17 protein-coding genes and 1 tRNA gene are annotated in these 25,069 nt (G+C 67.5%); 11 read left to right on the forward strand and 7 right to left on the reverse strand.

Features of this window, described 5'->3' with window-relative positions; genetic code table 11:
• Positions 1 to 49: 49 nt before the first annotated feature.
• Positions 50 to 799, reverse strand: coding sequence for a 23S rRNA (guanosine(2251)-2'-O)-methyltransferase RlmB (rlmB, locus tag D1610_RS07885; RefSeq protein WP_118863561.1), 750 nt, complete (start codon positions 797 to 799; stop codon positions 50 to 52).
• Between the two features lie 2 nt (positions 800 to 801).
• Positions 802 to 2,409 carry a M20/M25/M40 family metallo-hydrolase gene (locus tag D1610_RS07890; protein ID WP_118863562.1) on the reverse strand — a complete coding sequence of 536 codons (1,608 nt, stop codon included), beginning with the start codon at positions 2,407 to 2,409 and terminating at the stop codon, positions 802 to 804.
• Positions 2,410 to 2,541: 132 nt separating this feature from the next.
• On the opposite strand from D1610_RS07890, the gene D1610_RS07895 reads away from it, so the two are divergent.
• The 6 genes from D1610_RS07895 (at position 2,542) to D1610_RS07915 (ending at position 7,408) form a co-directional block, all read left to right on the forward strand.
• A tRNA-Tyr gene (locus D1610_RS07895) sits at positions 2,542 to 2,627 on the forward strand.
• 129 nt (positions 2,628 to 2,756) lie between these two features.
• The gene (locus tag D1610_RS07900) at positions 2,757 to 4,337 is read left to right on the forward strand and encodes a DUF6538 domain-containing protein (RefSeq protein WP_342768326.1); all 1,581 of its coding nucleotides are present in this window, start codon (positions 2,757 to 2,759) and stop codon (positions 4,335 to 4,337) included.
• Positions 4,338 to 4,379: 42 nt separating this feature from the next.
• On the forward strand, positions 4,380 to 5,021 hold the full coding sequence (locus tag D1610_RS07905; protein ID WP_118863564.1) for a hypothetical protein: 642 nt from the start codon (positions 4,380 to 4,382) through the stop codon (positions 5,019 to 5,021).
• Complete coding sequence (locus D1610_RS16845) at positions 5,018 to 5,389, forward strand: hypothetical protein (RefSeq protein ID WP_147414292.1); 372 nt, start codon at positions 5,018 to 5,020, stop codon at positions 5,387 to 5,389. Before D1610_RS07905 ends, D1610_RS16845 begins: the two co-directional genes overlap by 4 nt.
• 118 nt (positions 5,390 to 5,507) lie before the next feature.
• Positions 5,508 to 6,497, forward strand: a complete 990-nt coding sequence (locus tag D1610_RS07910) for a glycosyltransferase family 2 protein (protein ID WP_118863565.1) — start codon at positions 5,508 to 5,510, stop codon at positions 6,495 to 6,497.
• 8 nt (positions 6,498 to 6,505) lie between these two features.
• The gene (locus tag D1610_RS07915) at positions 6,506 to 7,408 is read left to right on the forward strand and encodes a hypothetical protein (protein WP_118863566.1); all 903 of its coding nucleotides are present in this window, start codon (positions 6,506 to 6,508) and stop codon (positions 7,406 to 7,408) included.
• 6 nt (positions 7,409 to 7,414) lie between these two features.
• Here D1610_RS07915 and D1610_RS07920 read toward each other — a convergent pair whose 3' ends face one another.
• Positions 7,415 to 8,134, reverse strand: a complete 720-nt coding sequence (locus D1610_RS07920) for a hypothetical protein (protein WP_147414293.1) — start codon at positions 8,132 to 8,134, stop codon at positions 7,415 to 7,417.
• 74 nt (positions 8,135 to 8,208) lie between these two features.
• On the opposite strand from D1610_RS07920, the gene D1610_RS07925 reads away from it, so the two are divergent.
• From D1610_RS07925 to D1610_RS07935, 3 genes are read left to right on the forward strand one after another with little or no spacing between them, the layout of a single operon-like run.
• Positions 8,209 to 9,141, forward strand: coding sequence for a glycosyltransferase family 2 protein (locus D1610_RS07925; RefSeq protein WP_118863568.1), 933 nt, complete (start codon positions 8,209 to 8,211; stop codon positions 9,139 to 9,141).
• Positions 9,138 to 10,208: a DUF354 domain-containing protein gene (locus D1610_RS07930; RefSeq protein WP_118863569.1), complete on the forward strand. Its 1,071-nt coding sequence runs from the start codon at positions 9,138 to 9,140 to the stop codon at positions 10,206 to 10,208. The genes D1610_RS07925 and D1610_RS07930 overlap by 4 nt, the downstream gene beginning before the upstream one ends.
• A gap of 2 nt (positions 10,209 to 10,210) precedes the next feature.
• Positions 10,211 to 11,890, forward strand: a complete 1,680-nt coding sequence (locus tag D1610_RS07935) for a glycosyltransferase family 39 protein (RefSeq protein ID WP_182466741.1) — start codon at positions 10,211 to 10,213, stop codon at positions 11,888 to 11,890.
• Positions 11,891 to 11,948: 58 nt separating this feature from the next.
• Here the strand turns inward: D1610_RS07935 and D1610_RS07940 are convergent, their stop codons facing one another.
• From D1610_RS07940 to D1610_RS07950, 3 genes are all read right to left on the reverse strand, one after another.
• A complete protein-coding gene (locus tag D1610_RS07940) occupies positions 11,949 to 12,767 on the reverse strand; it encodes an endonuclease/exonuclease/phosphatase family protein (protein ID WP_118863571.1) in 819 nt (272 codons plus the stop codon).
• Complete coding sequence (locus D1610_RS07945; protein ID WP_118863572.1) at positions 12,767 to 14,242, reverse strand: glucoamylase family protein; 1,476 nt, start codon at positions 14,240 to 14,242, stop codon at positions 12,767 to 12,769. Before D1610_RS07945 ends, D1610_RS07940 begins: the two co-directional genes overlap by 1 nt.
• Before the next feature lie 74 nt (positions 14,243 to 14,316).
• Entirely contained in the window at positions 14,317 to 17,262 is a 2,946-nt protein-coding gene (locus D1610_RS07950) for a TonB-dependent receptor (protein WP_182466743.1), read from the reverse strand.
• A gap of 355 nt (positions 17,263 to 17,617) precedes the next feature.
• On the opposite strand from D1610_RS07950, the gene bglX reads away from it, so the two are divergent.
• Both bglX and D1610_RS07960 read left to right on the forward strand, forming a co-directional pair.
• Complete coding sequence (gene bglX, locus D1610_RS07955; RefSeq protein ID WP_245942034.1) at positions 17,618 to 19,927, forward strand: beta-glucosidase BglX; 2,310 nt, start codon at positions 17,618 to 17,620, stop codon at positions 19,925 to 19,927.
• A 13-nt stretch (positions 19,928 to 19,940) separates the two neighbouring features.
• Positions 19,941 to 21,548, forward strand: a complete 1,608-nt coding sequence (locus tag D1610_RS07960; protein WP_245942035.1) for a sulfatase family protein — start codon at positions 19,941 to 19,943, stop codon at positions 21,546 to 21,548.
• Positions 21,549 to 21,661: 113 nt separating this feature from the next.
• On the opposite strand, the gene D1610_RS07965 is transcribed toward D1610_RS07960, so the two are convergent.
• A complete protein-coding gene (locus tag D1610_RS07965) occupies positions 21,662 to 25,054 on the reverse strand; it encodes a chromosome segregation SMC family protein (RefSeq protein WP_118863574.1) in 3,393 nt (1,130 codons plus the stop codon).
• Positions 25,055 to 25,069 lie beyond the last annotated feature (15 nt).

Genomic DNA, 25,069 nt, shown 5'->3' on the forward strand with positions numbered 1-25,069 from the left:
GTTTGTCCTGACAAGCCCCACCCCAACCCCTCCCCTGAAGGGGAGGGACTTAAGAAGAGCGCGTGGCCACTGCGTAGAGCGCGATCGCCGCCGCGTTGGACACGTTCAGGCTTTCCACCTTAGGCGAGATCGGCAGCTTCGCAAGCGCGTCGCAATGCGCCTCCGTATTCTGCCGCATCCCTTCGCCCTCGGCGCCGAGCACCAGCGCGACCTTGGGCTGGCCGAGCGCTTCCCCAAGCAGATCGGACGCGTGGCCGGTCAGGCCGATGCGCCAGAAATCGGCCTCCGCCATCTCGTCGAGCGCGCGCGACAGGTTGACCACGCGGACCCAGGGCACGGTTTCCAGCGCCCCGCTCGCCGCGCGGGCGAGCGCGCCCGATTCGGGCGGCGAGTGGCGGTCCTGGGTGACGATGCCGAGCGCGTCGAACGCCGCCGCCGAGCGCAGCACCGCGCCGACATTGTGCGGATCGGTCACCTGGTCGAGCACCAGGATCGGACGGGTGTCGTCTCGCCCCGCAGTGAACAGCTCGTCGAGGTACAGGTCCTCCAGCGGATCGACCTCCAGCACCAGCCCCTGGTGCGGCGCGTCGCCGGGCACCATCCGGCCGAGATCGGCGACGTCGGCATAGACCACCGGCAGCACCGGCGGCAGATCGAGCCGGCCCAACGCCTCGCGCGTGCCCCACAGCTTGCGCGCGGTGCGGTGGGGATTGGCGAGCGCCGCCGTCACCGCGTGCCGCCCCCAGAAGCGGGGGCGGGCGGCGTTGCCCTGCGGCCTGTGCCCGCGCCGGCCGGCCATGATCAGTCGTCGTCCTTGGGCCAGGCGAAGGGATCGGTCGGCACCGGCCGCTGCGGCAGCGGCGGACGCGGCAGCGCCTTGTCGGCATTGGCGGCGTTCAGCAGGAAGCTCGCCATGATGATCGCGTTCTGGCGCATGTCCTCCGCGCGGAGGCGGTCATAGGTGTCGATCGAGGTGTGGTGCGCGCGCGCGCCGTAATCGAGCGGGTCCTGGATGAACTGATACCCCGGCGCGCCGATCTGCTGCATGAAGACATGATCGGTGCCGCCGGTCCGCCGGATCGCGACGGTCGAGGCGTCCATCGAGGCGAAGGGCGCCAGCCATTCCTTGAAGATCGGCACCACCGCCGGGTTGTTTTCGGCATAGATGCCGCGGATCCGGCCCGATCCGTTGTCGAGGTTGAAATAGGCGGCGAGGTCGTCGAAGCCCGGCTTGGGCGTGATCGGCCAGCGGCTGCCCCAGGTATAATATTGGTCGAGCTGGGCCTTCGCCGGATCGGTTTCGGGCGGGCGGCTGGCGAGATATTTGGTGACATAGGCGAAGCTGCCGTGCAGCCCCTGCTCCTCGCCGTTCCACAGCACGAAGCGGATCGTCCGCTTCGGCCGCGCGCCGATCGCGGTGAGGATGCGCGCCGCCTCCATCACCACCGCCGAGCCCGCGGCGTTGTCGACCGCGCCGTCGCCGCCGACCCAGCTGTCATAATGCGCGCCGGCCATGACATAGCCGGCATCGGGATCGGTTCCGGGAATGTCGGCGATGATGTTGTAGGCCATCGGGTCTTCGTCGTGGAAGGTCACGTCGCTGACGATCTCCAGCGTCGGCGCCTTGCCCAGGCGGACGAGGCGGGTCAGGCGGCGATAATCCTCCTGCGCGATCTCGACCGCGGGGAGCGCGGGCGTGTCCTCGCGCTTGAAGAGATAGCCCTCGCCGTGGAGCAGCCCGCCGTCGCGGCGCGCCATCTGCGCCCAGGCCACCGCGCCCTCGGCCTTGAGGAAGGCGTCGCGCCGCTTGGCGAAATCGAGCCGCTCGAGCCGGCGGTTGGCGGCCTCCGGATCGTGCGTGGGCTGCTGGAAATTGTCGAGCTTGGAGAGATCCTCGCCGCTCAGCCGCTTGAAGGCGGGCTCGGTCGGATCGCTCGGCTGGCCGGGATGGGTGACGAGCACGATCTTGCCGGCGAGTGTCCCGCGATACTTGGCGAAATCCTCCTCCTCGGACATCGGCGCGACGACGATGGGCGCGGTGAGCGCGCCGTTGGTGGCGGGGGTCCAGGCGATCGGGATCGCGCGCAGCTGGATCGGGCGCGGCGTCGTCATGCGGACGCTGGAGCGCTCGATCGACCAGCCGCGGCCGAAATCGAAGCCCTCGGCGCGGACATTCTTCAGGCCCATCTCGCGGAACCTGGCCTGCGCCCAGGCCTCCGCCTCGCGCATCTGCGGCGAGTTGGTCAGGCGCGGGCCGATCACGTCGGTCATGTGCTGCGCCATCTGCATCACCTGGCTCTGGTTGGTGCCCTGGTCGATGATCCTGTTGACCGTCTGGCGATCGACGCTCTGCGCGGCGAGGGGCGCGGCGGCGATCAGGGCGGTGGCGGCGAGCAGCAGATGGCGCATGAACGATTCCCCTGTAATTTTATTGCGGTGGCTTAGCATGGCGACCCGCAGGCGCAAGCGCGCGAATCCAGCCGTTGACAGCCGGAGGGGCATTCGCCATGTGACCGCCTCGCTTTTGAAAGCGGCCCCAACGGACAGGTGGCCGAGTGGTTAAAGGCAGCAGACTGTAAATCTGCCCGCGTGAGCGTACGCTGGTTCGAATCCAGCCCTGTCCACCAAAACTTCGGATATAGCTGGAACACCAATGGCTTAACGAAGGCACTATCCTGCCTTCGCCGATGCTGGTACATTCGCTTGGTACACAAGCCCGGCTGCCGAGGCATCATATCGGCAGGGCTGGCCCAAGCATGGTGGGGCCTCGGCCGGGGTACGCCGCATTGAGCGGAGTACGCACTCCGCACCTCCAGCGACGTAACGGCATCTACCATCTGCGGGTCCGGGTTCCGGATGACGTTCGTCACTGCATCGACCGAGCCGAGGTTCGCCGGTCCCTTGGGACCTACGCGCACAAGAAGGCTCGATCATTGGCCGCACTCTATGCGGCGAGAGTGATGGAGGCGTTCGATATGATTCGTACCGAAACGTTCACGAAGGGCCGCGCGCGTGAGTTGGTACATGCCTGTTTCCACGATCTGGTATCCGAGATCGAGGCGGTCGGCGGCTACATCCCGCAGACGACGGAACCGGAACTGGAGATCGAGGAACAGCGGACCTTGGCTACGGATCGGATCATCCAGTTGCGCCAACAGCAGCTGACCCAAGACTTCGATGGTCAGGTGAAGAGCAGGGCCGATATGGTGCTGGTCGCCAACGGCAGCTCCATGCTCGATCTCGGTGAAGTCGCCCGCCTCGATCTATTGAGCGGTGTGGCACGAGCGTTGGTCGAGCAGCAGAACGTTTTCCTGCTTCGCCTTGAGGACAGGTTGGCTCCGATCCGGCCCGTCGACCCGTTATTCGCCAAGGAGATCGGCCAAGGTGGATCGAATGTCGATGAAGCCGCCGTCCCCCCGATGCTCAGGTCCGTCCCGGAGCCGACCGGACCTCGGCTCGGCCACGCAATCGCATCGTACCTCGATACGCATCGGAAGGTCTGGCGGCCTCGCACCCACAAGGCTCGGATATGGCAGCTCGGCTATCTGGAGCAATTTCTCGGCGCAGAGCGAGCCATCGCCAGTATTACGGCACATGACATCCGCGCGTTTCGTAATGGCATCTTGGCCCTGCGGGTAAATCATGGCCGCTCGCCTACCCAGACGTTCGCGGAGAAACAGACGGCCAGTGAGAAGCACCGGATCGCGATCAAGACCGCAACCATCATCTTCGAACCGACAAAGGCGTTTTTTCGTTGGGGAAAATCGGTTGAAGGGCTGATCGACACCAACCCGGCTGAAGACATTCGCATTATCGCCGACAAGAAGCCTAAAGGTCAGCGCACCCGCCGCCCGTTCCAGGAGGACGAGTTGCGTATGCTATTCCAGAGCCCGCTCTTCACGGGATGCAAGTCGCGGCATCGCCGTTTCGTGCCGGGATCGTCACTGATCCGCGATGCGAAATTCTGGGTGCCAATTCTGGGTCTGTACACAGGCTGTCGGCTCGGCGAATTGATCCAGCTCCACCTATGCGACATCTCGTTGGCTGGACCCATCCCCTTCATCTCCATCAATGAGGACAACAACCGCGGGGGCGATCTCAAGCATGTCAAATCGGCCGCTGGTGTTCGCCGAGTTCCCATCCATCCCGATCTCATCAAGCTCGGCTTCGCCGATTATGTTGCGGGGTATGCCAAGCGGAGGAAGGGCAATCGCCGATTGTTCGATGAAATCCGCTATGGGTGTGACGGCCAAGCTTCGACCGAGTTTTCCAAGTTCTTCGCGCGGTTCATGAGCTTGGTTGACCGCCTTCGATCGTGCTTGGGCAGCACGAATTGAAGGGAGGAGCGGTGCTGGTTATTGTCGCGCAAGGGGGTGGGGATGGTACTGTTCACGAAGTACAAGGCGATAGGTGCCCTCGCGCTGACGATCGTACTTGCGGGGCTGCCTGTCATGGCGGAGCACAAGCCCGACGCGGTGCTTTCCGGCCTCGGAGAGTGGCTGTGGCTGATCTACCCGGTAATCGGCCTCCTCTTGTTGTACGCTGCCACAACACTGGGATACTTCCTGGGCCAGCGAGACCGACCTCAACCGGAAGTCGTCGCTGCGCCTGCGCCAGAGCCTCCCGCCGATCCTCGCGGGAGGAGCATCAACGACCTCATTTACGCGGTGCGGACCATCACGAACACTCTGCTTGAAGACGGTGAGCTGCGGGACGAGATTGTGAGGGCGCAAATGCCTCAATTGGAACGTCAACACCGCGCATGGCACGATCACATGCGGCATCAGGCTCGAGACGATTTCCTTTCAGCGGTACGCCGAGCTAGGCAGGCGCGGCAGCTCAAGGTTTCTTGGATGGCCGGCCCAGGACCACATTTCGGCACCTTCCCTGCGGAACAACGGGACGGCTTCCACGCAGAGCTGCGAGAACGGCGCGACAACCTCGTGATGGTGCTACAGGCCCTTCAGGCGCTGGAGGGGATGGAGCATGGCGGCGGCCCGGAGTTGATAGCAGCGGATTGAGCCCGGCCGAGCTGAACGAACGTCCGCGTTCAGGCTCGACGGAGTTCGAAGCGGACGACCGATTTTGGGTGAAATGCACTCGTCATCAAGCAGATTTGGATATGCATGAGAAGGGACGTAACTTCCCCCTTCACCAGACCGTGATTAGAGCTACGGTACGCTACATCACGCTTGGTACACTTGGTACACTAGCTGTGATCGGCCAAAACAATATCAACAGCTTGGCAGCAAAATGGAACACAGGCACCCCTCCAGCCCTGTCCACCAATACCTGCATCATCGCGAACCAGCTTTTGTCAGTTGGCCGGATCGTCAAGTCGATCCGGCGCGGTTCGAATCCAGCCCTGTCCACCAATCTTCCAGCATAAGCAGCACTATTCGCCGCCCTCCACGGCGTGCCGGCGATCATTCGGCGGGCGATGTTCGAAGAGGTTGTTAACCACTCCCCTTTAGGGATCGGCGCACCCAATCGAGGCGCGGCGCCAGATGAAGCTCATCATCCAGATACCCTGCTACAACGAGGCGGAGGCGCTGCCGACCACGCTGCTGGCCCTGCCGCGCGAGATCGCCGGGATCGACAGCATCGAATTCCTGGTGATCGACGACGGCAGCCGCGACGGCACCAGCGAGGTCGCGCGCCGCTGGGGCGTGCACCATGTCGTGCGGCATCGCACCAATCGCGGGTTGGCCGCCGCATTCCAGACCGGGATCGACGCCGCGCTCGCCGCGGGCGCGGACATCATCGTCAACACCGATGCCGACAACCAGTATGACGGACGCGACATCGCCGCCCTGGTCGCGCCGATCGTCGATCGCTGGGCGGATGTCGTGATCGGCGACCGCGGCGTGCGCGACAACGCGCATTTCGCCCCGGGCAAGCGGCTGCTGCAGCGGCTGGGCAGCGCGGTGGTGCAGCGCTTTTCGGGGACGGAGGTGACCGACGCGGTCAGCGGCTTCCGCGCGATCAGCCGGGCGGCGGCCGAGCGGATCTACATCGTGTCGCGCTATTCCTACACCACCGAGATGCTGATCCAGGCGGGGCGCAAGCGGATGGCGGTGACGTCGGTGCCGGTGCGCACCAACGCGGCGATGCGCCCCTCGCGCCTGTTCTCCAGCATCCCGCAGTTCATCGCCAACACCGCGGTGACGATGGCGCGCGCCTATGCGATGTACAATCCGCTGCGCGTGTTCGTGATGGCCGGGCTGCTGGCGGCGCTGATCGGCTTCGCGCCGATCGCGCGGTTCCTCTATTATTATGCGATCGGCGAGGGCGACGGGCACGTCCAGTCGCTGGTGCTGGGCGGCGTGCTGCTGATCCTGGGCATCGTCGCGGTGATGTTCGGCATCGTCGCCGATCTGGTCGGCCGCAACCGGCAGCTGCTCGAGACCACGCTCGAACGCGTGCGGCGGATCGAGAATGGGATGGGTGACGCACCCCGGCGCGCCGTTCCGGCATCGCGCGGCAAGGCGGCCTGAGCAAGGCGATGGCGGGGTTCGCCATAGCGGCCGACCGGGCGTTCCGCTGGATTTCGGAACGGCGCGACCGGTTGCGCAAATACGGGCTGGCGCTGGCGCTGCTGATGTTCATCGGCGGACTTGCCTGGGCCATGTCGCGCCTGCCCGATCTGCCTTCCCGCCTGCGGTACGAACCCTTGCTGGCGCTGCTGGTCATCGGCGCGCCGGTCGGCGCCTTGCTCAATTCGGTCGAGCTCCATGCGCTCAGCCGGATCGGCGGGGGACGGATGGCGTGGCGGACGGCCTTCGAGGTCACCGTCTACACCAATGCCGCCAACATGCTGCCGCTGCCGGGCGGGGCGCTCGCCAAGATGGCGGCGATGAAGCTGCACGGCGTCGGCTACCGAGCGGGCTCCGCCATGATCGTCCTCTCCTATGCGGTGTGGGGCGGCCTCGCCTTCCTCTATTCCGCCGGCGCGCTGATGTGGCTCGGGCAGGGGCGGCTTGCCGCGCTGTTCGCGACATTGGGCGCGGCGCTGCTGCTGATCTGCGGCGCGGGTTTCGCCCGCTTCGCGCATTGGCGGATGGTGGGCATCGTCGCCTTGATGCGGCTGGTCTCGCTCCCGCTCGAAGCCCTGCGCTACGTCCTCGCCATGATGGCGGTGGGGACGGCGATCGGCTTCGGCCAATCCTCCGTCTTCGTCGTCGCTTCGTTCGTCGGATCGGCGGCGATGATCGCGCCGTCCGGGCTGGGCGTGGGGGAGACGGTCGTGGCGCTGCTGTCCCCGGCGGTGGCGGTTCCCGCGGCGGTCGGTTTCGTCGGCGCCGCGATCGGCCGGGTGGTGTGGATGACGGGCCTCGCGCTCACCGCGGGGCTGCTGCTGCTTGCGCGAGCGCGGCGCGGCGTCCGTCCGGCGCTGGGCGCTTTCTGAGTGCGGTCAGAACGGATCGCCCTGGGCCGAATCCAGATAGCGCCGGCATTGGGCGCGATCGAAGTCGCGCCTGCGGCGGAAGGCGATCGTGCCGTCCAGCCGCTGCACGTCCTCGGCGAACTCCAGCACGCGGCCATAGGTCGCCGCGCGGCCTTCGAAATCGTCGAACATGATCAGGCAATCGGATCCGTCGGGCAGGCGAAGCAAGGATTCGAGCACGCTGGCCAGGCGGAAACGGCCGTCGACGAAGATGAAATCGGGGACCAGGCCCTCCTTCTCCAGCACCGCCCAGGGCGCGGACGGATAGCGACGCCATCTGGCGAGGCGCGCCGACGAGCGCCGGGTGACGACCGGCTGGCCCCATTTGGACGTCCAGCCGATATCGACATGAACCGGATGGAAGGCGCCGCGACCGGCAATGCCGGCGACGCGCCGCGCGACTGCGGCAAGATACCGCCCGTCGGTCTCGACGCTGACGACATGCGCGGCGGACTGGACCGCCTCGACGGTCGATCCGCCGGCGCCATATTCCAGATAGACCTTCGCGTGTGCCATCGCCTCGCGCCAGCATGCGAGCGCGCGGGGGTTGAGATGCGGCGCGGACCCGATCGCCGGTTCGCCGAGCCATCCGTAGCGGTTCGCCGCGGCCCATCCCAGGCTGAGCGGAAACAGCGCCGCCTTGATCGGCGTCCGGTATCGTATCCACCAATTGGCGCCGGCGTTCATGCTGGGGTCCATCCTGATAGGTGTCGCGCGCGATTCACCGTGTTGCAGGGCGGTGCGTGTAGGATGGTGCTGCCATGAAGCCAATCGTGTACGTCGCGGCGCTGACTTACAAGCGGCCCGAGGACGTGGCCCAGCTGTTGCGGGGGTGTAGCAGGCTGGCGCTGCCGGAGGATTGGGAGGTCCGTTTCCTGATCGTCGACAACGATCCGCAGGGCAGCGCGCGCGCGCTGGTCGAACGGGAGGCGCCGGCGTTTGGCTATGTTGTCGAACCGGAGCCGGGCATTCCCGCCGCACGCAACCGCGCGCTTCGCGAGGGGCTTGCGGGCGGCGGCAGGCTGCTGTGCTTCCTCGACGACGACGAGACGCCGGAGCGCGGCTGGCTGAGGGAGATGATCGCGCATTGGGAGCGGACCGGCGCGGCGCTGATCGGCGGCCCCCTGCGCCGGACGATGCCGCGCGACGCCTTGCCCGCCTGGCGGCGCCTGTTCGCCCGCAGCCTGATCGCCCGGCGATCGCTGGCCGAGAAGCGGGCGGAGCGGGACGCGGCCGCCGGCCGGCCGGTTCCGGTCAACACCAGCAACTGGCTGTGCGAGCTCGCCATCGTGCGCGACCATGATCTGTGGTTCGACAGCGCGATGCGCTATTCGGGGGGATCGGACGCCGCCTTCTACCGCGCGGTGCGCGACGCGGGCCTCGCCGTGTCCTGGTGCCCGACCGCCATCGTTTCCGAGCCGATCACCGCCGACCGGCTTTCGATCCGCTATCAGTTCGGCCGCAGCCGGGCGCAGGGGATCGTCATGGCCGCCTTGCGCGACCTTCCGGCGGCGCGGGTCCTGCTCGAGCAGCTTCCGCGCGCGGCGGCGGGATTGGCGCTGATGGTCGTGCCGGTGATCGGGATCGCCTCCTTCGCCGCCGGGCTCCATCTGCTCGGCGCCGCGGCGGGGCATGTCGCCCATCTGCGCGGACGAACCTCCGCGCTCTACGCACGCCGCGAGGCCGCGGCATGAAGGTCCTGTTCGATCTGGTCCACCCGGCGGACGCGCTGTTCTTTCGCCACGCGATCGAGGCGCTGCGGCGCAACGGGATCGACGTGCGCATCGCAAGCCGTGACAAGGATGTCCTGATCCCGTTGCTCGACGATCTCGGCCTCGCGCATGTGCCGCTCGGCCGCGCCGGCAGGGGACGCGCCGGTCTTGCGATCGAGCTGCTGCGGCGCGACTGGCGGCTGTGGCGGCTCGTGCGGCGGTTCCGGCCCGATGTGATGGTCGGCTTCGGCGGCGTCGCGATCGCGCATGTCGGCGCGCTGACCGGCATTCCGAGCCTGTCCTTCTACGATACCGAGCATGCGGACCTTCAGATTCGGCTGGCGTTGCCCTTCATCAGCGAATGGCATGTTCCCGAAAGCTGGCGCGGCGCTGAGGCCGGGGGCCGCACCTTCCGCTTCGCGGGCGGCAAGCAGTTCGCCTATCTGCACCCCGGCCATTTCTTTCCCTCGCCGAAGATCGCCCGCGCGACCGGATGGGATCCCGCCCGCGACAATTTCCTTGTCCGCACGGTCGCGTGGCAGGCGAATCACGATCATGGCCGGTCCGGTCTCTCGACCGCCCGGCTGCGCGAGCTGGTCCGTGTTCTCGGCGCGCGCGGCAAGGTTCACATCTCGGCCGAAGGCGCGCTGCCAGGCGATCTCGAACCCTTGCGCTATCGCGGCGGAGTCGCCGACTTCCACCACCTGCTGGCGCATTGCCGATTGTGCTGCGGGGAGAGCATCACCGTCGCCAGCGAGGCGGTGACGCTGGGGGTTCCGGCGCTGCTCCAAATCGACAAGGACTATGGCTATGTCGCCGAGCAGGAAGCGGCGGGGCTGATCAGCCGCCTTCATGCGGCCGACGACCTTGGACAGGCGGTGGAGCGCGCATTGGCCGAAGACCGGCAGGCGTTCCGCGCCCGGTCGCGCGCATTCACCGAGAGAATGGGCGATGTGAACTGCTATATCGTGAGCCAGATCGAACGGCTGCTGGAGACCAGGCGCCGTCCCACGCGCATCCCGGCCGGTTCGCGATCGGCGAGCGCCTGACGATGACCGAAGGGAATGCCGGCACGGACCGGACGCCGGATCCGGCGCGGCCATGGATAGCTGCCCTGCTGCTGTTCGGCATCGGCCTGTGCCTCGCCCTGCAGCTCCATCTCGTCTTCGTGCAGGAGATCAACTGGGACGAGTATTTCTTCCTGTCGCACGTCCACGCGTTCGATCGCGGGACTTTGGCGCGGGCGCTGCAGAGCTTCCATGTCCATCTGTTCGGCTGGTTGCCCGCTGTCCCCGGCGGCGAGATCGCGCAGATCGAGGCGGCGCGGCTGGCGATGCTTGCCTGCGAGGCCGGCACGATGGCCTGCATCTACGCCGTCGGACGCCGCTTCCTCGATCGGGAGGAGGCGCTTGCCGCGGTGCTGGCCTATATCGCCGCGGGCGTGGTCATGCTCCACGGCGCCAGCTTTCGCGCGGACCCGATCGCGACCGTCCTGATGATGCTGTGCTGCGCGCTGCTCGCCCGCTCGACGCTGCGCGCGCCGGCGCTCGCACTGCTCGCCGTGGCGGGCGCGCTGGCGATGCTGATCACGGTCAAGGCGATCTTCTACGCGCCGCTGATCGCAGCGCTGGCGGCGTGGCGTCTATGGCGCGCGGCCCAGCCGCGCGCGCTGGCCCTGCGCCTGGCCGTGACGGGCGTCGCGGCCGGCGCCGTCTTCGCCGGGCTCTATCTGTGGCATCAGTCGCTGATGTCCGCCGATCTGGATGGATCGCGCGCGCTGTTGGCCAACGCCTATGAGAAGACGATCCTCGAAGCGGGCCTGTTCCCGCGTGCGGACGTGCTGCTCTCCGTCGTCCTGAACTCTCCCGTCCAGGCGGCGCTCGCCGTCACGGGCGTTGGAATGGCTGGCGCCGCGCTGGTGCGCCGCAGCGCGTATGAGCGCCCGCTGATGCTGCTCGCGTTGGCCACGCCACTGCTGACCTTGATCTTCTACCGCAACGCCTTTCCCTATTTCTTCGCCTTCATCCTGCCCCCCGTGGCGGTGGTGGCGGGCTATGCGACCGAGCGGCTGGGGCGGCGCTGGCTGATCCCGCTAGCACTGGCGATGACGATCGGCAGCGTGGTGAGCCACAGCCGGGGCTTGGCCAAGCCGCAGGACGCGCAGGCCGAATTGATCGCCGCGGTGCACGCGGTATTTCCTGAGCCCGTGCCCTATATCGACCGCTGCTCGATGATCGCGCGCTTCCCGAAGACGGGCTTCTTCATGTCGAGCTGGGGCGTCGAAAGCTACCGCGCGGCCGATCGTGAGGTGTTCAGGGCGATTGCGAGGGATCGCGCCCCGCCGCTGCTGATCGCCAACGGCCCGGCGCTGGAGGCAGCGATGGCGGGCGCGGATTCCGCCGACGGCAATCGGTTGCTGCCCGGCGACGCGGCCTTCTTGCGCGACAATTATGTCCATCATTGGGGCGCGATCTGGGTCGCCGGGAAAACGCTGCGGCTGGTTGGCGGCAAGGCCGATTTCGAGATCGTCATCGGCGGGCGGTACACGGTCGAGGCCGATGCCCCGGTGACGATCGACGGCCGCCGATATACGCCGAAAACGGTCGTCGCGCTTGCTCCGGGTTTCCACGGAATCGCCGGCGGTGTCGACAGGGCGGTGTTGCGTTGGGGCGACAATTTGCATGTCCCCACCGCGAAGCCGTCGACGGAGCCGCTGTTCCGCGGCTTCTGACCAGTGCGATGGTTCGTGTTCGCGGCCTCGCTTGAGGCCGGGGACCGCGCGTCGCCCCTCAGTTGAATTGAAGGGTCGCCGCCACGCCGAAATGGTCGGATGGATATTCGCCCGCCACCGGCCGGTCGCCGATCCGCCTTGCGTGGGAGGCGCCGAACCAGCGCCGTTCGGCGAAGATATGGTCGATGACGCGCGGCTTGTGCCCCTTCGCGGGGTTCAGCGTCGTATCGGTCGCGCCGGGCGGCAGGGCGCTTTCGAAGCGCGGCGATGTCAGGGCGGCGAGGCCCGAATCCGAGAGCGGAGCGTTGAAGTCACCCATGACGACCAGCGGCACGCCGTCCCTGGGCAACCACGACATGAGATCGGCGACCTGCCGCGCGCGCACCGCGCCGGCCTCTGGCTGCCACGCCAGATGGGTGACGACGATGTCGACCGGCCGGCCATCGGCGGACACGCGCACACGCAGGGCCGTCCGATAGTCGTTCAAGGGCTCCAGCTTCCTCGACGCCTCGGCGATGACGGGAAGGCGCGTCAGGATCGCGTTGCCGTATCGCTTGGGCGAGCCGGGGGGCTCGGTCGCGAAGAAGTGGACGGAATAGCCGCCAAGCGCGCGCGCGATCGTGTCCGCCTGGTTGGGCAGCCCCTTGCCGGCATCCTCCAGCACCTCCTGGAGCGCGATGACGTCCGCATCCGCCTCGCGCAGCGCCTGGAGCAGCAGCGGCAGCCGAGCCTCCCAGTTGCCGGCATTGTGCCAGATGTTGAAGGTGGCGACGCGAATCGCCGGACGCTTCGACGCCGCACCTGTCGCACAAGCGGACAGTGGAAGAGCCGCCGCGGCGAGCAGAAGGGTGCGGCGGTCCAGCATCGGCCCCCGCATCAGCGCGCCGCCTCGTCCAGCCAGCCGCCGCTGAAGCCCAGCCGCCTGAGGCCGCGGACGATGTGCGGGCTCTTGCGCATCGTCTTCCAGATCAGGTCGCTGCGGTGATTCTCCAGCATCAGCAGGATCGGGCCCTGATCGATGCCGAGATGGTCGCGCGCGATCCAGCCGGCCTGGGCGTCGACCGTTCCGCTCCTGCTGCCTGCGTCGGTGAAGGTGAAGCTGGGGTTGAACGCGTCCTTGAAGCCGTAGCGTGTGTAGAGCCGCTCGCCATATCGCGCCTTCATCGCCATCAGCGCGGGGATGGTGATCTCGGGCGCGAAGGGGATCGATCCGCCCGCCGCGGTCGGCACCACGGTGCCGTCGTCGACAATGCGGTCGGGGCTGACGCCGCGCGCGGCATAGCCCATGAACTGGCGTTCCTTGCCGCCGACCATGCGCTTGAACCCGCCGGGGCCGTCGCTCGCCGTCCATCCCCAGATGTCGCTCGAATAGCCGGCCCAGCCATTGGGGTTGTCGATGCCGTACGCGCGCTGCGACAGCGTGGCGCGGCGGCTGTTCTCGAAATAATCGATGCCCTTGCCGCGCATGAACTCGTCCTGGATCCCGCGGAAATCGACCCAGACGTGCGAATATTGATGCCCGAACAGCGGCTCGAAGGTCAGGTGCTCCTGCCCGTAATAGCTGCCCCAGTCCTTTTCGAGATTGGCCGCCCAGCCGGTCTCCCACGCCTCCTTCGAAATCGGATGCGTCGGCGAGCCCGCCGCCAGGATATAGACGAGCATTCCCTCATTGTAGCCGACCCAGTCGTGCGTGCCGAAGTCGCCGCCCTGCCCGCGCTCCGGATACCAGCCCATCGCGATCGCCTTGCCGCTGCCGCCGTTGGCGGAGGGGATGCCGCTGTTCTCGCGCTGGACGAAGGTCCAGTCGACACGGGCGTAGATCGCCTCGGCGAGCTCGCGGATGCGGCGTTCGGTGGGGTCGTCTCGGTCGAAATAGGCCTGGGCGAAGAGGATGCCGCCGAGCAGCAGCGTGGTGTCGACGGTCGAAAGCTCGGTCTTGCCGTGGCGCGTGCCGTCGTCGTTCCTGAGGAAGTGATAGAAGAAGCCCTTGTGGCCCGAAACGCCGCTGGTCTGAGGGCCCTGGGGCGCGTCGTGGTAGAACTCGACGCATCTGAGCGTGCGCTGAGCCGCCTCGGCGCGGCTGACATAGCCGCGCTCGACGCCCACGGCATAGGCGCTCATCGCGAAGCCGGTGGCGGCGATGCTGGAGAAGGGATTGGACGGCCAGCGATCGGGCGCGAGGCACTTCTCCGGATCGGTGGTCTGCCAGAAATAATCGAAGGTGCGCCGCGAGAGATCCTCGACGAAGGCGGCCTGAGCACTGGCCTGCGGCGGCGGGGGAGGCATGTCGCCGGCAGGCGCCATGCACCCGGCCAGCGTGGCGGCGGCGAGCAGGGCGAATGGAAGGCGCATCGGTGATCCCCTGGATTGCGGGCAAAAGAAAAGGCCGCCGCGCGGAGACTTCCGCGCGGCGGCCCGAAGCGGCTTCAGAAGCTGAAGCCAGCGGAGAATTTGAAGGTCCGCGTTGGATTGCCGCCGATGCTGAGACCGCTGATCTCGCGATAGACCGAGGGCGAGTTGGCCGGCCGCGTAGTGTCGTCCGGGTTGCTGTTGTAGGTCGTGAAATTTTCCTCGTTGAGCACGTTGAGCACATCCACGCGCAGCCTGATGCGTGCGCCATCCTTGAAGAAGTCCATCGGGACGTATTTGGTCAGCGCAACGTCGATCTGACGCTTGGCCCAAAGATCGCCTATGATGAACGGGTTCTTGTTGAGGCCCTCGGCCACCACCGGCCGGTTGTCCGCGTTGGAATCGCCCTTGATCCCGTAGAGGAAGGGTGGCGACGAAAGCTCCAGCTTGCTCGAGAAGGTGAAACCGAACGGCAGATCGACCGTGCCGGCGGCGACAAAGCGATGCCGGACCGACCCGGTTGCGGGAAGCACCGGATAGTCGGCCAGCGACGGGTAGTCGAACGAGAAATACTCGCCATAGACGCGGTTCTCCTCCGCCTCGGTAAAGGTGTAGGTCGCGTTCAGGCTCCACGGGGAGGACGGCGTGTAGGTCTTGGTCAGCTTGACATAGGCCGAATCCGAACTCGTCTCGAGCCCGTTGGTGCCGAGCGTGATGTTGCCCCCGCCCGGAACGGCGCCGGCTGTGAAGGGGGCGCCCCAGATCGTGCCCGGCGCGAAGAAGTCCCCGTTGGGCAAGCGATTGCCGAGCAGATAGGCGAACCCGTCACGGCTTTCGATGTGGGTATAGCCCACCTCCGCCTCGAAATTGCTGCCGAAGCGGCGACGCACGCCCAGGCTGAACTGGTCCGAATAGGGCACCTTCAAATCGTTGGTGATGAAGCGCAGGCCGCGTCCGCTCGTACCGAGATCGGCTGCGATCTGATCGCGGCCTTCCTGAGTCAGATAGATCGGATCCCAAGGCAAGCAGACATTGTTCCCGCTCGGACAAGGGTGTTCGTCATCGCCCGTGTCGAAATAGATCGTGCGCGATGCGAACGAGCCAATCGAGATTTCCTGCTGAAGGAAGTCGAACTGGTTACGATCGTACGACCGTCCATAGCCGCCGAAGATGGTCGTCGTGCGCGCCTCGTCAACGACATAGCTGAACCCTATGCGCGGCTGGAACGCGCCCATGAAGGTCTTGCGCTCATTACCGGTCGAGAAATAGTCGGTGATATCGTAATCGGCGTCGTTGAGGTTGGGATAGTTTTCCGGAGAGACCAGATCGATCGAGTCCTGCGGCGTCACGAAGTCGAGATATGCAGGCGTACGGTCCATGTCCCAACGTATGCCGAGATTGAGCGTCAGCCGGTCGGTAACGTCCCAATCGTCCTGGATGTATAGACCGAACTGGAAATTCTCCGATTCGACGATCGGATCGCCGACGCCGTCATCATAGCCGAATACCAGCCGCCACGGAATCTCCGTATTGAAGTTTCCGCCGTTCGGATTGAATTCCGTATTGAACGAATAAACGGGATTGAAGGCGTTCAGGGTCAATGCATTGAGCTTGACCCACTTCGCCTTCACGCCGGCCTTGATGGTGTGGTTCTCAATTCCGGTATAGGTGAAGTCGTTCTGGACGCTGTAGCCGGTCTGGCCCTTGTCCTGATAGTTGCTGCCGGCGCCCGAACGAAAGATCTGGCCGCCGTTCGCCGCCTGGAAGACGTAGGCGTTGGCGAAGTTGACCGGCGTCGGCGCCCAAGACGCGTCCTCATAGGTGAGCTTGAAGTCGTTGACCCAGGTTTCGCCCGTGCGTTCGTAGCGGAACAGGCCGCGCACCTCGTCATTCTTGGTATCGGTCGCCGCTTCGCGCAGCGTCGATCCGGAGCCGATGCCTTCGCCCGTTTCCTTGCGAACCTTGACCGAAAGCTCGAACAGGTCGCGGGCGCTTGGCGAGAAGCTGAGCTTGCCGAAATACAGGTCTTCGTTGAAGACGCGGTTGAATCGGCCGAAACTGCCCAGATATTCGGCCGGGATATTCTGCGTATTGTCCGTCTCGGCGGGGAAGATATCAACCGGAATCTGCTGGCGCTTGCCTTCGTAGCTGGCGAAGAAGTGCAGCAGGTCCTTGACGATCGGGCCGCCCAGCGCGCCGCCGAACTGGAAGTCGCGCGTCTCGGTCTTCTCGTCCCCGTCGGCCACCTCGGTCGGCGTGCGCGCGCGCAGGTTCTGATCGGTATAGTCTACGAAGAAATCGCCCTCGAACTCGTTGGTGCCCGATTTGGTCACCGCGGTAATCGCGACCGAGCTGACCTGATCGAACTCCGCCTTGTAGTTGGAACTGATCACGCGGTACTCGCCGATCGCCAGCTGCGGGAACGGGTTGCCCTGCGATGAATCCTGGCCGGTGATGCCGTTCTTCAGGACATAGTCCTTCTGGCCGACGCCATCGATGAACACGTTGACAGTACGGCTGTTCTGCGCGCCGCCGCGGATCGCGACGTTGCCGTTGGTGCCGGTGATAAGCTGCACGCCTGGCGCCAGATCGGCGAAGGCGAGGAAATTGCGGTTGTTCTGCGGCAACTGTTCGATCAGGCGCTGCGGAATGGTGACGCCGACCTCCCCGCCTTCCATTTGGCGGATGCGCGCGGCGGTGACGACGATATCGCCGCCCGACGCGGCCGCCCCGGCGTCGATTCCGCCCGTCGAAAAATCAAAGTCGAGCTGTGAACTTTGCGCGACGTTGAGCGTGAACGCGTCGGTAGTGCGCGGACCGGCGGAGGTGACGATCTCCAGTCGGTATTCACCGGGGCGCAAAGACGGAAGATTGTAGCCGCCGTCTTCCGTGACCGTGGCTGGGCGGCGATAGTTGGTGTCGACCTCGATGGCGGTGACGCTGGTGACGGTCACTCCTTCGTCGGTCGTGATGTCGCCGCGCAAGGAAGCGTTGGATTGCTGCGCAACGGCAGGGGTCGACATCAGCGCGCTGGCGGCGGTGCCCAGGCACAGGGCGGCGGCGATTCGCAGCGACGCCCCACGACGCGTGCGCGGTGATACAAAATTCTGAAATGACACGATAAATTCTCCCCTCGACGGACCGCCGTGCGTCTTCTGATCCGGCTTTCGGGCGATTGCCGCACGGAATGAAACCGGTTACATGGAAAATCGTCGCACAGGGTGGCCGTCGTCAAGAGAAATCGGACACGGCCGGCGCGGGGCCCGATTTTTCGGGCGCATCGTGCTCTGGCGGCAACGTTGCAGGGCCGCCGAATCGGGCTGGCCATAGGGATTTTCCGGCAGGCAATGTGCGCCGCGCCGGGCATGGGAGGATGCATTGACCAAGTGGAACCGGGGCGCGGCGGCACGCGCGATCTGTCTGGCGGCGCTGGCGGGCGCGTGCTGGCCGCAGGCGCTGGCGGCGCAGGATGCGGCGCGCACCGAGGCGGCCGCTGAGGCGGCGCCTTCGCCCTGGCGCGACCCGCCGGAGATGCGCGCCTTCATCGATTCGCTGATGGCGAAGATGACGCTGAAGGAGAAGATCGGCCAGCTGACCCAGCTCACCAGCAGCTGGGAATCGACCGGCCCGACGATGCGCGACAGCTATATGCAGGATATCGCCGCGGGGAACGTCGGATCGATCTTCAACGCCTTCACCGCAAAATATACGCGCGAGCTGCAGCAGATCGCGGTCGAGAAGACCCGGCTGGGGATTCCGCTGCTGTTCGGCTACGACGTGATCCACGGCCATCGCACGATCTTCCCGATCTCGCTGGGAGAGGCGGCGTCGTGGGACCTGAAGGCGATCGAGCATGCGGCGCGCATCTCCGCGGTCGAGGCGTCGGCCGAGGGCATCCACTGGACCTTCGCGCCGATGGTCGACATCGCGCGCGATCCGCGCTGGGGGCGCATCTCCGAAGGATCGGGCGAGGACGTCTATCTCGGCAGCCTGATCGCCAAGGCGCGCGTGCGCGGCTACCAGGGCGACGACCTCAAGCGGACCGACACGGTCCTCGCCACCGCCAAGCATTACGCCGCATACGGCGCGGCGCAGGCGGGGCGTGACTATCACACCGTCGACATGTCCGAACGCGTGCTGCGCGACACCTATCTGCCGCCGTTCAAGGCCGCGCTCGACGCCGGCGCCGCGACCTTCATGACCGCCTTCAACGAGCTGGACGGCGTACCCGCGACGGGGAGCAAATATCTGCTGACCGACGTGCTGCGCGGGGAATGGGGCTTCAAGGGCTTCGTCGTCACCGACTATACCGCGATCAACGAGATGGTGCCGCACGGCTATGCCCGCGACGAGGCGCATGCCGGCGAGCTGTCGATCAACGCCGGGGTCGACATGGACATGCAGGGCGCGGTGTTCATGACGCATCTGGAAAAATCGGTGAAGGAAGGGCGGGTGAGCCCGGCGCGGGTCGATGCGGCGGTGCGCGCGATCCTGGAGATGAAGTACCGGCTGGGCCTGTTCGAGGACCCCTATCGCTACAGCGACGAGGCGCGCGAGAAGCGCGAGATCTACAAGCCCGCGCATCTGGAGGCGGCGCGCGACATGGCGCGCAAGTCGATGGTGCTGCTGAAGAACGAGGGCGATGTGCTGCCGCTCGCCGCGTCCGCCAGGCGGATCGCGCTGATCGGCCCGCTGGGCGACAGCAAGGAGGACATGATCGGCAGCTGGGCGGCGGCGGGCGACCGCAAGACGCGGCCGGTGACGATCCTCGAAGGGCTGAAGGCGCGGGCCAAGGGCGCGACGGTCACCTATGCCAAGGGCGCCGCCTATGAGCTCGGCAGCACCGACAGCTCGGGCTTCGCAGCGGCGATGGCGGCGGCGCGAGATGCCGACGTGATCGTCGCCGCGATGGGCGAGAAATGGGACATGACCGGCGAGGCGGCGAGCCGCACCTCGCTCGACCTGCCGGGCACGCAGCAGGCGCTGCTCGAGCAGCTAAAGACGCTGGGCAAGCCGATCGTGCTGGTGCTGATGTCGGGCCGGCCCAACGCGATCGGCTGGGCGGCGGAGAATGTCGACGCCATCCTCCACGCCTGGTATCCGGGCACGATGGGCGGACACGCGGTCGCCGACGTGCTGTTCGGCGATTACAACCCGTCGGGCAAGCTGCCGGTGACCTTTCCGCGCAATGTCGGGCAGGTGCCGATCCATTACGACATGAAGAACACCGGGCGGCCCTACACGCCGGAGAAGCAGGGGCAGAAATATCTGTCGCGCTATCTGAACACGCCCAATTCGCCGCTCTACCCGTTCGGATACGGCCTCTCCTACACCAGCTTCGCCTATTCGCCGGTCACGCTCGACCGCGCGACGATCCGTCCCGGCCAGGCGCTGACCGCGTCGGTGACCGTGTCCAACACCGGCAAGCGCGCAGGCGAGGAGGTGGTGCAGCTCTATGTCCACGATCTGGTCGGATCGGTCACGCGGCCGGTGCGCGAGCTGAAGGGCTTCCGTAAGATCAGCCTGAAGCCGGGCGAGCGGCGCAAGGTGTCGTTCACGCTAAGCGACAGGGACCTCGCCTTCCACCGGGCGGACATGAGCTACGGGGCGGAGCCGGGGGCGTTCAAGCTGTTCATCGGCGGATCGTCCGACGCGACCGCGTCCGCCGATTTCACGCTGACCGAATAGGAGGGTGAGGGCAATGTGGCTCAAGCGGTTCACCACCATATTGATGGGATCGTCGCTCGCGGCCTGTGCGACGCAAGGGATGGACGCGCCTTCGCGCGCGGCGTCGGCCGAGCCACGTGGCACGCGGCCCAACATCGTCTTCATCATGTCCGACGATCACGCGGTGCAGGCGATCTCGGCCTATGGCCATCCGGTGTCGAAGCTCGCGCCGACGCCGAATATCGACAGGATCGCGCAGAACGGCGTGGTGTTCCGCAACAGCTTCGTGACCAATTCGCTGTGCGGGCCGAGCCGCGCCGCCATGCTGACCGGCAAGTTCGGCCATGTGAACGGCTTCAACAAGAATGGCGAGACCTTCGACGCCAGCCAATGGACCTGGCCGCGCGCGCTGAAGGAGGCCGGCTACCAGACCGCGGTGATCGGCAAATGGCATATCGGGCCGACGCCCGAGGGGATCGATTTCGATTACTGGAAGATCCTCGACGACCAGGGGAAATACTATAATCCCGATTTCATAACCGCCGGCGGCAGGACCAGGGTCGAAGGCTACGCCACCGATCTGATCACCCGGTACAGCCTCGACTGGCTGAAGACGCGGCGCGACCCGGACAAGCCGTTCATGCTGATGGTGCATCACAAGGCGCCGCATCGCAACTTCATGCCGGCGCTGCGCCATGTGCAGAAGTACCAGGGCGTCGAGTTCCCGGTGCCGCCGACCTATTTCGACGATTACAAGAGCCGCCCCGCCGCCGCGAGGCAGGAGATGAACATCTATCGCGACGCGCAGGAAGGGCACGATCTCAAGATGACGGTCGCGGTCGGCTCGACCAGGCTGCGCGAGAATATCTGGCCCGACGATTTCGACCGGATGACCCCGGCCCAGCGCGCCGAATGGGACCGGCTGCACCAGGCGGGCAACGACGCGATGAACGCCGCCGGCCTTGAGGGCCGCGACATGGCGCTGTGGAAATACCAGCGCTACATGCAGGAATATCTCGGCACGGTCGCCGCGGTCGACGAGGGGGTGGGCGAGCTGCTCGACTATCTGGAGGAAAGCGGCCTCGCGGAGAACACCATCGTCGTCTACACCTCCGACCAGGGCTTCTATCTCGGCGAGCACGGCTGGTTCGACAAGCGCTGGATCTACGAGGAGTCGATGCGCACGCCGCTGCTCGTCCAGTATCCCGGCCATATCCGCGGCGGGACGACGGTGGATGCGCTGGTGCAGAATATCGACTACGCGCCGACCCTGCTCGAATGTGCCGGGGTGCCGGCGCCGGGCGGCATCCAGGGGCGGTCGCTCGCGCCGCTCGTAGAGGGCAAGCCGCCCGCCGATTGGCGCCGCAGCCTCTATTATCATTATTACGAATTTCCCGGCTTCCATTCGGTGCGCGCGCATTACGGCGTGCGGAGCGACCGCTACAAGCTGGCGCGCTTCTACGGCGATATCGACGCCTGGGAGTTCTACGACCTGAAGGCCGATCCCACCGAGATGCACAACCGCATCGACGATCCGGCCTACCGCGAGGAGATCGCCACGATGAAGGCCGAGCTGGCGCGGCTGCGCGAATATTACGGCGACGAGACGCCGCATAGCGGGCGTGCGAACGCGCCGCGCTGAATATGTCCCTGTCGCCCTTGCGAAAGCAGGGGGCCATGCAACGCCAGCTACAGGCGTGAGTCCGAAACCCTGCGAGGTTGCCGGTCAGGGGGAGTCGAGGGGCCTGAGGCGCCCTACTCGGCCGCCAGCAGCTGCTCCGCCCCGCCTAGATCGACCGACACCAGCCGGCTGACGCCCTTCTCGATCATCGTCACGCCGAACAGCCGGTGCATCCGGCTCATCGTCACGGCGTTGTGGGTGACGATCAGGTAGCGCGTGTCGGTCTCCGCCGCCATGCGATCGAGCAGGTCGCAGAAACGCTCGATATTGGCGTCGTCCAGCGGCGCATCGACCTCGTCCAGCACGCAGATCGGCGCGGGGTTGGTCAGGAACAGGCCGAAGATCAGGGCGACGGCGGTCAGCGCCTGCTCGCCGCCCGACAGCAGCGTCAGCGATTGCAGCCTTTTGCCCGGCGGCTGGGCCATGATCTCCAGCCCCGCCTCCAGCGGATCGTCCGAATCGATCAGCGCAAGATGCGCCTGCCCGCCGTTGAACAGCGTGGTGAACAGCCGCCGGAAATGCCCGTCGACCGCCTCGAACGCGGCGAGCAGCCGCTGGCGGCCCTCCCTGTTCAGGCTGCCGATCGACCCGCGCAGCCGGTTGACCGCCTGGCCCAGCTCGTCGCGCTCGGCCGCCAGCGTGACATGCTCGGCCTCCAGCGCGGCAAGCTCGCTCTCGGCGACGAGGTTGACCGGCCCGATCCGCTCGCGCTCGGCCGACAGCCGTTCGTGCCGCGCCGATTCCTCCGCCGCGCCGCGCACCTCGGCGCTTGAAAAGCCAAGCTTCTCGGGCAGCACCGGCGGCGGGCATTCGAAGCGCTCGCCCGACACGCGCCCCATCTCGACGCGGCGCAGCTCCTGGTTCTCGGCGCGCGCCAAGGCCCCGGCGCGCACCTCGCGCGCGCTGGACAGCGCCTCGTTCGCCGCCGCCGCCTTCGCCTCGTTGGCCCTGAGCGCGGCCTCCGCCTCGCTTTCGCGCGCGGCCAGCGCCGCCGCCGCGTCGCGCGCGGCGCTCGCCGCATCCTCGACCTCGGCGATCCGCGCGGCGAGCGCGTCGGGCTTCCCGGCCAGCGTCTCGCTCTCGTTCAGCGCGGCGGCCTCGCGCCTGGCCATGTCGGCGATGCGCCGCGCCGCCTCGCCGGCGCGCGCGCGCCATCCCTTGATCTCGCCGGCGCCCGCGCCCAGCCGCTCGCGGTCGGCGGCGAGCGCGCGGTCGAGCGTCGCGGACGCCGCGCGCGCCTCGGCCACCTCCGCCCGGCGCGCCTCGGCGGTGGCCGAGAGCGCCGCCACCCGCGCCGCAGAGCCGGCCGGATCGGGCAGGTCGGCAAGCGCGGCGGCGGTCGCATCGGCTTCGCGCCCGGCCGCCGCCGCATCTTCGGCCGCGCGCGCGATGCGCTGATCGAGATCGGCGCGACGCCCCGCGAGCCGCTCGATCGCCGATGCGACCCGCTCGCCCTCGCGCAGCGCCTCGCGCTCGGCGGCTTCGGCCCGCGCGCGCGCGCCACGCGCCGCCTCGCCCGCCTCGCCCGCCGCGCGCAGCCGCGTCTCGGCGTCGCCCAGCGCGCCCGCCGCCGCCGCTTCGGCGTCGCGCGCCGCGGGCAAGACCCGTTCGATCTCGGCGAGGCGGTTGGCGCGTTCGAGCCGTTCCGCCGCCGCCGCGCCGTCGCCCGACGCAACGAAGCCGTCCCACCGCCGCAGCCGCCCCTCGCGCGTCACCAGCCGCTGGCCGACCGCGAGCGCTTGGCCGGCGTCCTCGCCCACCCCCACCTGCGCCAACCGCCGCGCGAGCGCGGCCGGCGCGCGGACATGGTCCGCCAGCGGCTCTAATCCCGCGGGCAGCGCCGGATCGCCGGCTCCCTCGGCGCCCGCCCACCAGCGCGGCCCCTCGCTCAGCCCGGCCTCGATATCGTCGCCCAGCGCCGCCGCGAGAGCGCGCTCATAGCCCGGCTCGGCAAGCATCGCGTCGATCGCGCGGCCGCCCTTCGCGCCTTCCAGGCCCCGCGCCAGCGCCTTCGCCTCGCCCTCCAGCGCGGAACGCTCGGCGCGCGCCGAGGCGAGCGCCCCCTGCGCCGTCTCGCGCGCGGCCAACGCCGCCGTTCGCGCCGCGTCCGCCGCGCTCAGCGCCGCCTCCGCCGCGATCACCTCGTCGCGCGCGTTCCGCGCCTTGCCCGCCAGCGCATCGCGCTCGACTTCCAGCGGAGCCGCGTCGCCCAGCCCATCGGCTTCGCGCCGCAACCGCGCACCTTCCGCTTCGCTGCGCTCCAGCCGGGCCTTCGCGGCAGCCTCGGCCGCCCGGCGCACGCGCGTCTCGGCCTGTTCGGACGCCTGTTCGGCCAGCGCCTGCGCCAGCTCGATCTCCGCGTCGCGCACCGCGCGTTCGGCGTGAACTACCCGTTCCGTCAGCGCGGGACGGCCGCCCTCGCCTTCGGCAAGCCGCGCCTCGATTTGCTTCGCCTCGGCCGTCAGCCGGTCGATCGCCCCGGCGGCGTCGTTGGCGAGCGCGCCCTCCCGCTCCCGGTCGGCGGCGATCGCGTCGCGCGCCCGCGCCAGCTCGCCGATCCGCGCCTCGACCGTTCGCCGCTCGATCCTGAGCGCCTCCAGCTTGTGCCCCGCGTCGCGTTCGGCGTCGCGCGCGTCCTGCGCCGCGCGCCGCGCGGTGGCGAGCGTAGCCGCCGCATCGGCGACATAGGCGGCCGCGCCGCGCTGCGCCTCCGCCGCCGCCTGCACCGCGGCCTCGGCCGCCCCGGCCTCGGCCTTCGCCGCATCCGCCGCCGCCGCCGCCTCGCGCCAGCGGACGAAGATCATCCGCGCCTCGGCCACGCGGATCTCGTCGGAAAGCTTGCGATAGCGCTCCGCCTGGCGCGCCTGACGCTTGAGCGCCCCCGCGCGCCCTTCCATGTCGCCCAGCAGCTCGTCGAGCCGCGAGAGATTGGCCTCGGTCGCACGCAGTTTCTGCTCGGCGTCGCGGCGGCGTACATGCAGCCCGGCGATCCCCGCCGCCTCCTCCAGCATCGCGCGGCGGTCGGCGGGCTTGGCCGCGATCACCGCGCCGATCCGTCCCTGGCTGACCAATGCGGGCGAATGCGCGCCGGTGGCGGCGTCGGCGAACAGCAGCGCGACGTCCTTCGCGCGCACGTCGCGCCCGTTGATGCGATAGGCCGATCCAGCCCCCCGCTCGATCCGGCGGACGATCTCGATCTCCTCCCCCGCCCCTTCGGCCAAGATCGAGACCTCGGCGAAATCGCGCGGCGGCCGCGTCGCGGTGCCGGCGAAGATCACGTCCTCCATGCCGGCGCCGCGCATCGACTTGGGCGAGTTCTCGCCCATCGTCCACCTGAGCGCCTCGAGCAGGTTGGACTTGCCGCAGCCATTGGGGCCGACGACGCCCGTCAGGCCATGTTCGATCCGCAGGTCGGCGGGATCGACGAAGCTCTTGAAACCGGTGAGGCGAAGCCGCCGGATCTGCAAATGTCGGCCCCCCTT

Origin of the sequence: Sphingomonas gilva, assembly GCF_003515075.1 — a bacterium.
Lineage (GTDB): Bacteria > Pseudomonadota > Alphaproteobacteria > Sphingomonadales > Sphingomonadaceae > Sphingomonas > Sphingomonas gilva.

What these genes read in the sequence shown, in the direction of transcription:
- D1610_RS07935 (WP_182466741.1), top strand. Translation starts at nt 10,211, where the DNA reads ATGACCGAAGGGAATGCCGGCACGGACCGGACGCCGGATCCGGCGCGG.
- D1610_RS07950 (WP_182466743.1), bottom strand. Translation starts at nt 17,262, where the DNA reads ATGTCGACCCCTGCCGTTGCGCAGCAATCCAACGCTTCCTTGCGCGGC.
- D1610_RS07930 (WP_118863569.1), top strand. Translation starts at nt 9,138, where the DNA reads ATGAAGGTCCTGTTCGATCTGGTCCACCCGGCGGACGCGCTGTTCTTT.
- D1610_RS07900 (WP_342768326.1), top strand. Translation starts at nt 2,757, where the DNA reads ATGGTGGGGCCTCGGCCGGGGTACGCCGCATTGAGCGGAGTACGCACT.
- D1610_RS07960 (WP_245942035.1), top strand. Translation starts at nt 19,941, where the DNA reads ATGTGGCTCAAGCGGTTCACCACCATATTGATGGGATCGTCGCTCGCG.
- rlmB (WP_118863561.1), bottom strand. Translation starts at nt 799, where the DNA reads ATGGCCGGCCGGCGCGGGCACAGGCCGCAGGGCAACGCCGCCCGCCCC.
- D1610_RS07915 (WP_118863566.1), top strand. Translation starts at nt 6,506, where the DNA reads ATGGCGGGGTTCGCCATAGCGGCCGACCGGGCGTTCCGCTGGATTTCG.
- D1610_RS07905 (WP_118863564.1), top strand. Translation starts at nt 4,380, where the DNA reads ATGGTACTGTTCACGAAGTACAAGGCGATAGGTGCCCTCGCGCTGACG.
- D1610_RS07910 (WP_118863565.1), top strand. Translation starts at nt 5,508, where the DNA reads ATGAAGCTCATCATCCAGATACCCTGCTACAACGAGGCGGAGGCGCTG.
- D1610_RS07920 (WP_147414293.1), bottom strand. Translation starts at nt 8,134, where the DNA reads ATGAACGCCGGCGCCAATTGGTGGATACGATACCGGACGCCGATCAAG.
- D1610_RS07925 (WP_118863568.1), top strand. Translation starts at nt 8,209, where the DNA reads ATGAAGCCAATCGTGTACGTCGCGGCGCTGACTTACAAGCGGCCCGAG.
- D1610_RS07890 (WP_118863562.1), bottom strand. Translation starts at nt 2,409, where the DNA reads ATGCGCCATCTGCTGCTCGCCGCCACCGCCCTGATCGCCGCCGCGCCC.
- D1610_RS07945 (WP_118863572.1), bottom strand. Translation starts at nt 14,242, where the DNA reads ATGCGCCTTCCATTCGCCCTGCTCGCCGCCGCCACGCTGGCCGGGTGC.
- D1610_RS07940 (WP_118863571.1), bottom strand. Translation starts at nt 12,767, where the DNA reads ATGCGGGGGCCGATGCTGGACCGCCGCACCCTTCTGCTCGCCGCGGCG.